The following is a 10,887-nucleotide window of genomic DNA, read 5'->3' on the forward strand; positions in this document are numbered from 1 at the left end:
CCGCCGTCGTTGGCAACGATGGCGACGTTGTCCTCAATGCGCATGCGCAGCGTCAGGGGCGGACGGGGGGAAACAGCAGTCATGGTTTGCCAAGGCGTTGCTACAGTTGAAGTTGTTGTACGTCGTCTAGTTGTCGTACAACTTCCGTCACTTTAGACGGCGCAATCATTTCAAAACTCCGGGAAAACCCGCGAATGCACGCCCCCCTCGCCCGCCGCCGGCCGCGCACGCTGGCCCTCGAACTGGTTGACTCGCTCGGAGACCGCATCCGGGCCGGCCAGTTGCAGGCCGGCGACAAGCTGCCGACCGAGGCGGCCATCATGGGTGAGTTCGAGGTCAGCCGCACCGTCGTGCGCGAGGCCATCTCCAAATTGCAGGCGGCTGGCCTGGTCGAGACGCGGCACGGCATCGGTACGTTTGTGCTCGGGCCTGGCGACGGGCCGTCATTCAAGATCACGCCGGAACAGTTCAGCACGCTGCAGGACGTCATCGCCGTGCTGGAACTGCGCATCGGCCTCGAGACGGAGGCGGCCGGCCTGGCAGCGCAGCGGCGCACCGCCGACAACCTCATTGCCCTGCGCAAGGCGCTGGACGCAGTTATTGCCGCCGTCGAAGCCGGCCAGGACTCGGTGGCCGCCGACTTCCAGTTCCACTTGGAGATTGCCCGCGCGACGCGGAACAGCCACTTCGCCGACCTGATGGCAACGCTGGGGGCCCAGATCATTCCGCGTGCCCGGCTGGAGCCGGTGGCGGACATGAGTGCGGAGCGGCTGGCCTATATGCGGCGCGTCAACGCGGAGCACGAAAGCATCCTCGACGCCATCACCAGCCAGGATGCCGAATCGGCTCGTGCGGCCATGCGCACCCACCTCTCCAACAGCCGCGAACGCCGCCGCAGGGCCCAGGCCGAAACCGGCTGACCATTAAAAATGGTTTCCAAGGGTTATCCCTAGTGATTGTGGATTTGATCCAAGTTGTACGATGACCTACAACTTCAGTCATCCCAACACCGAACGGAGACCCTCCCATGTCGCCCCAAGAACTCAAAGCCGTCCTCGAAGCCGGCCTGCTGTCCTTCCCGCTGACCGACTTCGACGCGCAGCTGAACTTCGCGCCCAAGCCTTACGCCGAGCGCCTGGAGTGGCTGCAACCTTACGGCGCCTCGGCGCTGTTCGCGGCGGGCGGCACGGGTGAGTTCTTCTCGCTGGAGCCGGGCGAGTACAGCGACATCATCAAGGTGGCCCTGGACACCTGCCGCGGCCGCACGCCCATCCTGGCCGGCGCCGGTGGCGGCACGCGAGTGGCCGTCCAGTACGCGCAGGAAGCTGAGCGCCTTGGCGCCCAGGGCGTGCTGCTGCTGCCGCACTACCTGACCGAAGCCAGCCAGGAAGGCCTCATCAATCACGTCGAGGCCGTCTGCAAGAGCGTCAAGTTCGGCGTCGTCGTCTACAACCGTGGCGCCTGCAAGCTCACGCCGCAGAGCCTACTGGTGCTGGCCGACCGCTGCCCCAATCTGATCGGCTTCAAAGACGGTCTCGGCGACATCGAGAAGTTCGTCTCCATCCGCCAGACGCTGGGCGATCGCTTCGCCTATCTGGGTGGCCTGCCCACCGCCGAGCTGTTTGCCGGCGCATACAAGGCCATGGGCTGCCCGGTCTACTCGTCCGCCGTCTTCAACTTCATCCCCAAGACGGCGATGGAGTTCTACAACGCCCACGCCGCGGGCGACACCGAGACCTGCAACCGCCTCGTGCGCGACTTCTTCATCCCCTACGTCGCGCTGCGCAACAAGGGCGAGGGCTATGCCGTGTCCATCGTGAAGGCCGGCGCGACGCTGGTGGGCCACACGGCCGGGCCGGTGCGGCCGCCACTGTCGGACCTGGCTGCAGCCGAGGTCGACGCACTCGGCGCGCTGATCTCCAAGCTCGGCCCGCAATAAGCCATTCCACAAGACCCACTGGAGACAAGCCATGAAGAAACTGCTGACCGCCTTGCTGCTCGGCGCCGMTGCCACCACCGCAGCGCTGGCTCAGGCCTGGCCCGCCAAGCCGGTGACGCTGCTGGTGCCCTTCCCGCCCGGCGGCTCCACCGACGCCATCGCCCGTCTGCTGGGCAACAAGCTGCAGGAGACCCTCGGCGGCAGCTTCGTCATCGACAACCGCGGCGGTGCGGGCGGCACCATCGGCACCGGCATGGTCAAGCGCGCGGCGCCGGACGGCTACACCGTCCTCGTCTCGTCGCTGGGCCCGCTGGTCATCGGCCCGCACCTGCTGAAGAACCTGCAGTACGACCCAACCAAGGACCTGGACTACATCACCGTCGCCGTGCAGGCGCCCAACGTGCTGGTGGTGCCCGCCGCGTCGCCGCACAAGAGCATGGCCGACGTGCTGGCCTATGAGAAAGCCAACCCCGGCAAGATGAGCTTCGGCTCCAGCGGCAACGGCAGCAGCGACCACATCACCGCCGAGCTGTTCTGGCTGCAGACCGGCACGTCGGGCCTGCACATCCCCTACAAGGGCGGCGGCCCGGTCATGACCGACCTGCTCGGCAACCAGGTGGATGCCAGCTTCATGAACATCAACACCGCGCTGCCGCAGATCAAGGCCGGCAAGCTGCGCGCGCTGAGCATCACGAGCGCCCAGCGCTCGCCGGTGCAGCCCGACGTGCCCACCATGGACGAGCTGGGCATCAAGGGGCTGCAGGTCTACTCCTGGCAAGGCGTGGCCGCGCCCAAGGGCCTGCCCGCCGACATCAAGGCCAAGCTGCATGCCGGCATCGTCAAGACCTTGAACTCGCCGGACATCAAACCGAAGTTGCTGGAGCAGGGTTTCGAGGTCGTCGCCAACACGCCCGAGCAGTTCACCGCCTTCCAGGCGAGCGAGTTCGCACGCTGGAAAAAAGTGATCGAAGAACGCAAGATCACCGCAGATTGAGCCCACCCCCGAGGCGCTGACGCGCCTCCCCCTCAAGCGGGCTGAGCTCGGACACAAACAGTCCTGAGGACTGTTTGTGCCTAGCGAAGGACAAGGCCTCTGGCCTTGGCAGCACCCGATGGCCTGGCAGAGCCAGTTCCATGGGTGCCACTTGGTGGGGCACTACATCTTTGAAGTACTGACATGACCTCGACCCCCGTCATCAAAGAGCTGCGCGTTGTGCCCGTCGCCGGGCGCGACGGCATGCTGCTCAACCTCAGCGGCGCGCATGCGCCCTTCTTCACCCGCAACCTGTTGATCCTGACCGACAGCGCCGGCCACACCGGTGTGGGCGAAGTGCCCGGCGGCGAGAAGATCCGCCAGACGCTGGAGGACGCGCGCCAGCTGGTGGTCGGCCAGCCCATCGGTGGCCACCAGGGCGTGCTGCAGAAGGTCAGCCAGTCCTTTGCCGACCGCGACGCCGGCGGCCGTGGCCTGCAGACCTTCGACCTGCGCACCACCATCCATGCGGCCACTGCGATCGAGTCGGCCTTCCTGGACCTGCTCGGCCAGCACCTGGGCGTACCGGTCGCGGCCCTGCTTGGCGAAGGCCAGCAGCGCGATGCGGTCGAGATGCTGGGCTATCTCTTCTACGTCGGTGACCGCACGAAAACCGACCTGCCGTACAACAGCGAGCCCGGCGCCGACAACGCCTGGAGCCGACTGCGCCACGAGGTCGCACTGACACCCGAAGCCATCGTCAAGCTCGCCGAGGCCGCCCGCGAGCGCTACGGCTTCAACGACTTCAAGCTCAAGGGCGGCGTGCTGCGCGGCGACGAGGAGGTCGAGGCCATCCGCGCCCTGCACGAGCGCTTCCCCGACGCGCGTGTGACGCTGGACCCCAACGGCGGCTGGCTGCTGAAGGACGCGATCCGCCTGATGCGCGACATGAGGGGTGTTCTCGCGTATGCGGAAGATCCCTGCGGTGCCGAGGATGGCTTCTCGGGCCGAGAGGTGATGGCCGAATTCCGCCGTGCTACCGGCCTGCCCACGGCCACCAACATGGTCGCCACCGACTGGCGCCAGCTCTCGCACGCGCTGTCGCTGCAGAGCGTGGACATCCCGCTGGCCGACCCGCATTTCTGGACCATGGCCGGCAGCGTGCGCGTGGCGCAGACCTGCCGCGACTGGGGCCTGACCTGGGGCTCGCACTCCAACAACCACTTCGACATCTCGCTGGCCATGTTCACCCACGTGGGCGCCGCCGCGCCAGGCAAGGTCACGGCCATCGACACGCACTGGATCTGGCAGGACGGCCAGCGGCTGACCAAGGAGCCGCTGCAGATCGTCGGCGGCCACGTGAAGGTGCCGGCCAAGCCGGGCCTGGGCGTCGAGCTGGACATGGTCGAGGTCGAAAAGGCCCATGCGCTATACAAGCAGCATGGGCTTGGCGCGCGCGACGACGCGATCGCCATGCAATACCTGATCCCTGGCTGGACCTTCAACCCGAAGCGCCCGGCCCTGGACCGTTGAACAACCGACAAGGCAGTAGACATGCACAAGAACCTCATCGCCGGTGAATGGCTGGACGGCCACGCCGTCTCGCGCAACATCAACCCCTCCGACACGCGCGACCTGGTCGGCGAATACGCCCAAGCCGACGCGGCGCAAGCCGAACTGGCCATCACGGCCGCCACAGCGGCCTTCCCGGCCTGGAGCCTGTCGACACCGCAGCAGCGCTTCGACATCCTCGACGCCGTCGGCACCGAGATCCTGGCCCGCCGTGCCGAGCTGGGCGACCTGCTGGCCCGCGAGGAGGGCAAGACCCTGCCCGAGGCCATCGGCGAAGTAGGCCGCGCCGGCTATATCTTCAAGTTCTTCGCCGGCGAGGCATTGCGCCCGGGCGGCGAGAGCCTGCCCTCCGTGCGCCCCGGCGTCGGCGTGGAAGTGACGCGCGAAGCCGTCGGTGTCGTCGGCCTCATCACGCCGTGGAACTTCCCCATCGCCATTCCCGCCTGGAAGATCGCGCCGGCCCTGGCCTGGGGCAACTGCGTCGTCTTCAAGCCTGCCGACCTCGTGCCGGGCTCGGCCTGGGCGCTGGCCGAAATCCTGTCGCGCTCGGGCCTGCCCGCCGGCGTCTTCAACCTCGTCATGGGCCGCGGTTCGGTGGTCGGCGAGAAGCTGCTGAACGACCCGCGCGTGGCAGCCATCAGCTTCACCGGCTCGGTGGGCACAGGTCAGAAGGTCGCGGCCGCCTGTGTGGCGCGCATGGCCAAGTTCCAGCTCGAGATGGGTGGCAAGAACCCGATGATCGTGCTCGACGACGCCGACCTGGGCGTGGCCGTCAACGCCGCCGTCAACAGCGGCTTCTTCTCCACCGGCCAGCGCTGCACGGCGTCGAGCCGCCTCATCGTCACCGAGGGCATCCACGACCGCTTCGTTGCGGCCATGGTCGACAAGATGAAGACGCTGAAGGTGGACGACGCCCGCAAGGCCGGCACCGACATCGGCCCGGTCGTCGACGCCAGCCAGCTTGGCCAGGACACTGACTACCTCGGCATCGCCAAGAGCGAGGGCGGCAAGCTGGCGCAAGGCGGCGAGCGCATCGAGAAGAACGCCGACGGCGCGCCGGGCTTCTACCTGACGCCGGCGCTGATCACCGAAACGACGCCCGACATGCGCATCAACCGCGAGGAAGTGTTCGGCCCGGTCGTCAGCGTGCTGCGCGCCCGCGACTACGAGCACGCACTGGCCCTGTCCAACGACACGCCGTTCGGCCTGGCCGCCGGCATCGCGACAACGTCGCTGAAGCACGCCACCCACTTCAAGCGCCATTCGCAGGCCGGCATGGTGATGGTCAACCTGCCCACCGCAGGCGTGGACTACCACGTGCCCTTTGGCGGCCGCAAGGGCAGCAGCTACGGCCCGCGCGAGCAGGGCCGCCACGCGGCTGAGTTCTACACGACCGTGAAGACGGCTTACACCCAAGCCTGATCCCACCGCTTTGGCACCACCGCCCGGCAAGAGGCGGAGCCGCTGCATTGCCCGGAGACAACCGATGAATACCGCCACCGCCACCCTGGCCCACGCCGCCAGCGCCACGCGAACGAAGAAGCGCTTCGCCATCCTGGCCATGCTCTTCATCGTCACGACGATCAACTACGCCGACCGCGCGACGCTGTCCATCGCCGGCCCGGCGCTGTCCAAGGACCTGGGCATCGACTCGGTGACGATGGGCTTCATCTTCTCGGCCTTCGGTTGGTCCTACGTCATCGCCCAGCTTCCCGGCGGCTGGCTGCTGGACCGGTACGGCTCCAAGAAGGTTTACGCCGCCAGCATCTTCGTCTGGTCGGTGTTCACGCTGCTGCAGGGCGGCATCAGCTTCCTGACCGCGACGGCGACGACCGCCGTCGTCGTGCTGTTCGCGTTGCGCTTCCTTGTCGGCGCGGCCGAGGCGCCGTCCTTCCCCGCCAATGGCCGCATCGTCGCGTCCTGGTTCCCGGCCGCCGAGCGAGGCACGGCCTCGGCCATCTTCAACTCGGCCCAGTACTTCGCCACCGTGCTGTTCGCGCCGCTGATGGGCTGGATCACGCACAGCTACGGCTGGCCGGCCGTCTTCGTCGTCATGGGCCTGCTGGGCATCGTGGTCAGCGCCGTCTGGCTCAAGACCGTCTATACGCCCAAGACCCACCCCGGCGTCAACCAGGCCGAGCTGGACCACATCGCGGCCGGCGGTGCCCTCGTCAACATGGACCAGCCCGGCACGCAGAGCCGCAGCTTCGCGCCGGAGTCCCCCAAGCTCGGCTACATCAAGCAGTTGCTCTCCAACCGCATGCTGATGGGCGTCTACGTCGGCCAGTACTGCATCACGACGCTGACCTATTTCTTCCTGACCTGGTTTCCCGTCTACCTGGTCAAGGAACGCGGCATGTCCATCCTGAACGCCGGCTTCGTCGCGGCGCTGCCGGCCATCTGCGGCTTCGCCGGCGGCGTGCTCGGCGGGCTGATCTCTGACGGGCTGCTGCGCCGCGGCAAGACACTGACCRTGGCCCGCAAGACGCCCATCGTCATCGGCATGCTGCTGAGCACCAGCATGATCCTGTGCAACTACGTGGACAGCGCCGTGGTCGTCGTCGCCATCATGTCGCTGGCCTTCTTCGGCAAGGGCCTCGGCGCGCTGGGCTGGGCCGTCGTTTCGGACACCTCGCCCAAGGAAATATCGGGGCTGTCCGGCGCGCTGTTCAACACCTTMGGCAACACCGCCGGCATCACGACGCCCATCGTCATCGGCTACCTGATCAAGGGCACGGGCTCGTTCAACGCGGCCCTGGTGTTCGTCGCCGCGAACGCGCTGGTGGCCGTGTGCTGCTACCTGTTCGTCGTCGGCGACATCAAGCGCTTCGAGCTCAGGAAGGACTCCTGACCCACCTGGCGGCCCAGGCTTCGTAGGCCGCGAGCGTCTTCAACGGCCAGGTCCCCCACCAGGTATAGCCGTTGCGCCGCTCCAGGCTGAGGTCGTTGACGTCGTCGTGCAGGCTCTTGTCGCGGTCGCCGAACACCGGCTTGAGCGTGGCCGGATCGTAAAAGCGCGACCACAGCGGGCCGGCGCCCGGCTGCACCACCAGCCGGCGCGCGTCGTCCACCTTGACGAAGGCGCGGTCGCGCACAGCCAGGGCACGCAGCATGACGATGCCGCCCTTCACCGCGGCGACGACCGCCGGCGACGGGTCGGGCAGGCTCATCAGATAGCCCAGCGCCCGCGCGCTCTCGCCGCTGCTCAGTGCCGGCGGCTCGTAGTTGCGCGCCGAGGCCGGCGCCAGCGTCAGCGCGTCGTGCTGCTGGGCCCACAGCGTCGGCTTGCCGTCGACGCGGATCTGCGTGGCCAGCAGCAACTGCACGGCGCGCGCCTGTGCCGCCGCGGCGTCGGCCTTCAACGCGGCTGGCAGGAAACCCAAATCGAGCTCACCGTGCGCGGCAGCCCCCATCAGCTCGGCCACTTCGACGACGGCGTCGTCATTCAGCGTGATGGCGTCGTGGTAGCCGCCCTGCAGCGGCCACACCTGGGGCCAGCCGCCGTTGGGAAACTGCGCCGCCAGCAGGTAGCGCAGGCCGCGCTCGGCCGCCTGGCGGTAAACGGCACCGGGCGCGCCGGGCTGCTGGGCCGCCACGCGGGCGAGGAAGCGGATCTCGGTGATGGTGGCGTCGTTGTCGATGGTGCCCACATAGCTCCACTGCGCGTCCTGGGCCAGGTCGAAGTCGCCCGGCGTTGCCCGCTTGGAGTTGTTGTCGGCCACAAACGCCTGGCCGGGCAGGCGCGGCGCGCGGTCGCGCGGCTGGTTCTTGCCCCAGCCGCCGGCGGGTGTCTGGAAGCTCAGGACGTTGCGGGCCACGGCCAGGGCCGCGTCGCCGGCATACCAGGCGGCGGGCTTGTCCAGCGGCATGCTGGCCTCGGCATGACCGCCCTCGGGCGGCGCGGGCCAGGCCGTCAGCCCCTTGCGCTCGGCCGCCAGCGCGGCGCGGTCGGCGGCGCGCTGGGCGTCGGAGCGGGCCAGATAGGCCACCCAGGGCCCGCGTTCAGTCGCCGGCAGCGCCGCGACCCGTTCGGCCGTCAATGGCTGGGCCGGCGGGATGACGCCGATCTGCGCTGACCAGGCCGACGAGCAGAGGGCCAAGGCAAGCAGGGTGAAACGGCAGGCAAGGGGCATGACGGGCGCCGAAGTTTGGGGGTGGCCGGCAATCTACCGGCTCGCGCGGGCCGCGAGGGCGCTAATCTCGCGCCGCTCACACAGTTGATCGAGACATGATTCATCGCGCGCGTTTCCCATGGCTGGCCGTCCTGCTCGTGCTGGCCGCTTGTGCCAGCCCCCCGCCGCCACCCGCTGCGGCGCCGCCGGTCGGCTTGCAGCAGGCCTGGGTGCAGGCCGTCGCCGGGCCAGCCTGGGCGGTACGTGCGCTGACGGGCGAAGCCAGCTGCCCCACGCTGCGGTGGGGCAGCAGCGTCGCCGCCATGCAGGAACGCAGCGCTCCCGGCGACGAGCCGCCGCCCGCGGGCAACAAGGAGCCCGAGCGCAAGCCGGCGCACTTCACGCTGCGTGCCTGCGAGGCGCCCTGGCCCGCCGATGCGGCCAGCGTGCAGGTGGACGACATCATGCTGCATGCCCCCACTGCCGAAGCCCGCCGCATCGTCGTCATCGGCGACACCGGCTGCCGCCTCAAGGCCTCGGACCGCGACTTCCAGGGCTGCAACGACGCCTCGGACTGGCCCTTCCCACGCGTGCTGGCCCTGGCGCTGAGGCTCAAGCCCGACCTCGTCATCCACGTCGGCGACTACCACTACCGCGAAAGCCCCTGCCCGCCCGGCATGGCCGTCTGCGCCGGCAGCCCCTGGGGCTATGGCGACGACACCTGGCAGGCCGATTTCTTCCAGCCCGCCAAGGCCCTTCTGGCCGCCGCACCCTGGGTCTTCGTGCGCGGCAACCACGAGGCCTGCGCACGTGCCGGCCAGGGCTGGCTGCGCTATCTGGACGCCGAAACCGGTCCGGCGCGTGCCTGCCAGCCCGCCGGCCCAGGCGTCAACGAGGGCGACTTCACCGCGCCCTTCCCCGTGCCGCTGTCGCCGCGCAGCCAGCTCATCGTCTTCGACTCCTCGGAGATCGGCAGCCGCACGCCGCCCCGGGATTCCCCCGCCTGGGCCCGCTGGCGCCAGCAGCTCGACCGCGTCGCAGAGCTGGCCCAGGGCAGCGCCCAGAGCCTGTTTGCCAGCCACCATCCCAGCCTGGCCTTCAGCCCCAGCCCGATCGGCGCGCCCCGCGCCGCCCGATCGGGCCTGACGCCCCTGCTGCAGGACGCGGCACCCGGCCGCCTCTTCCCGCCAGGCGTGCAGGCCACACTTCACGGCCACATCCACATGCACCAGGCCCTGGGCTTCGCGAGCAATCATCCGGTCACCCTCGTCGTCGGCAACGGCGGTTCGGCCGCATCAGGCCACGTCAACGACGCCGCGGCCCTGAAGCACGAACTGCTGCCCGGCGCCCGACTGGAGACGGTACGCATCCACACGGACTTCGGCCTGTCTCTGCTGACGGCCACGCCCGAGGGCTGGCAGCTGCAGGCGCTGGACGCCCTGGGCCAGCCGCTGTCGACCTGCCGYCTGGCCGGCCAGAAGCTGAGTTGCTGATGGGCACGCCTCGTAACGAGTGCCTTTCGTCAGGGCGCACGAGAAGTAACGCCCGCGCATTCCATCACTGCGCACTCGATTTGAAGGGTTTCCAGCAGGTAAATCGATACAGCATCGAAAGCCCCCCCGGCTAAACTGGCCGCACCTGTCAAGCTGTTTTTGGCGGGAACCACGTTGATAGAGGACTCGGCTACATGAGCTCCAGATTGAAAGTCGCCGGTTGGGTTGCCCTCGGTGCCGTCGCAGGTGCACTCACCACCATGCAGCTGCAGGCCAATGCGCGCAGTACCCTGTCCCCCCTGCCGCTGGACGAAATGCAGCAGCTCGCGGCCGTCTTCGGCCTCGTCAAGAGCGACTACGTCGAATCCGTTGACGAGAAGAAGCTGATCAACGACGCCATCGCCGGCATGGTGTCCGGCCTGGACCCCCACTCCCAGTTCTTCGACAAGAAGACCTTCAAGGAATTCCGTGAAGGCACGACCGGCAAATTCGTCGGCGTCGGCATCGAGATCGGCATGGAAGACGGCCTGGTCAAGATCGTCTCCCCCATCGAAGGCTCGCCCGCCTTCCGCGCCGGCCTCAAGAGCGGCGACCTGATCAGCCGCATCGATGACACCGCCGTGCGCGGCCTCACCATCGACCAGGCCGTCAAGAAGATGCGCGGCGACCCGTCGACCAAGGTCAGCCTCACCATCTACCGCAAGGCCGAGAACCGCACCTTCCCCGTGACCATCGTGCGCGAGGAGATCAAGGTCCAGAGCGTGCGTGCCAAGGTCATCGAGCCGGGCTATGCTTGGA

At 68.2% G+C, this 10,887-nt stretch carries 9 protein-coding genes; 8 read left to right on the forward strand and 1 reads right to left on the reverse strand.

The window, feature by feature from the left end:
* Positions 1-194: 194 nt before the first annotated feature.
* The 6 genes from ACXJKR_RS14185 (at position 195) to ACXJKR_RS14210 (ending at position 7,335) form a co-directional block, all read left to right on the forward strand.
* Complete coding sequence (locus tag ACXJKR_RS14185; protein WP_457323379.1) at positions 195-920, forward strand: FadR/GntR family transcriptional regulator; 726 nt, start codon at positions 195-197, stop codon at positions 918-920.
* Between the two features lie 107 nt (positions 921-1,027).
* Positions 1,028-1,939: a 5-dehydro-4-deoxyglucarate dehydratase gene (kdgD, locus tag ACXJKR_RS14190; protein WP_056204504.1), complete on the forward strand. Its 912-nt coding sequence runs from the start codon at positions 1,028-1,030 to the stop codon at positions 1,937-1,939.
* 31 nt (positions 1,940-1,970) lie between these two features.
* Positions 1,971-2,933: a Bug family tripartite tricarboxylate transporter substrate binding protein gene (locus tag ACXJKR_RS14195; RefSeq protein ID WP_457323380.1), complete on the forward strand. Its 963-nt coding sequence runs from the start codon at positions 1,971-1,973 to the stop codon at positions 2,931-2,933.
* A 183-nt stretch (positions 2,934-3,116) separates the two neighbouring features.
* Positions 3,117-4,445 (forward strand): glucarate dehydratase, encoded by a 1,329-nt coding sequence (gene gudD / locus ACXJKR_RS14200; RefSeq protein ID WP_457323381.1) that lies wholly within the window; start codon positions 3,117-3,119, stop codon positions 4,443-4,445.
* A 21-nt stretch (positions 4,446-4,466) separates the two neighbouring features.
* Complete coding sequence (locus ACXJKR_RS14205; protein WP_457323382.1) at positions 4,467-5,906, forward strand: aldehyde dehydrogenase family protein; 1,440 nt, start codon at positions 4,467-4,469, stop codon at positions 5,904-5,906.
* Positions 5,907-5,970: 64 nt separating this feature from the next.
* A complete protein-coding gene (locus ACXJKR_RS14210; RefSeq protein ID WP_457323383.1) occupies positions 5,971-7,335 on the forward strand; it encodes an MFS transporter in 1,365 nt (454 codons plus the stop codon).
* Here ACXJKR_RS14210 and pelA read toward each other — a convergent pair.
* The gene (gene pelA / locus ACXJKR_RS14215; RefSeq protein WP_457323384.1) at positions 7,319-8,617 is read right to left on the reverse strand and encodes a pectate lyase; all 1,299 of its coding nucleotides are present in this window, start codon (positions 8,615-8,617) and stop codon (positions 7,319-7,321) included. The two genes, ACXJKR_RS14210 and pelA, sit on opposite strands and share 17 nt — an antisense overlap.
* A gap of 95 nt (positions 8,618-8,712) precedes the next feature.
* Here pelA and ACXJKR_RS14220 point away from each other — a divergent pair, with 95 nt between their 5' ends.
* Together ACXJKR_RS14220 and ACXJKR_RS14225 are read left to right on the forward strand one after the other, a co-directional pair.
* Positions 8,713-10,089: a metallophosphoesterase gene (locus ACXJKR_RS14220; RefSeq protein WP_457323385.1), complete on the forward strand. Its 1,377-nt coding sequence runs from the start codon at positions 8,713-8,715 to the stop codon at positions 10,087-10,089.
* A gap of 194 nt (positions 10,090-10,283) precedes the next feature.
* Positions 10,284-10,887: S41 family peptidase (locus ACXJKR_RS14225; RefSeq protein WP_457323386.1), on the forward strand; the 604-nt coding region annotated here is incomplete at its 3' end.

The organism is Roseateles sp. P5_E11 (assembly GCF_054049355.1).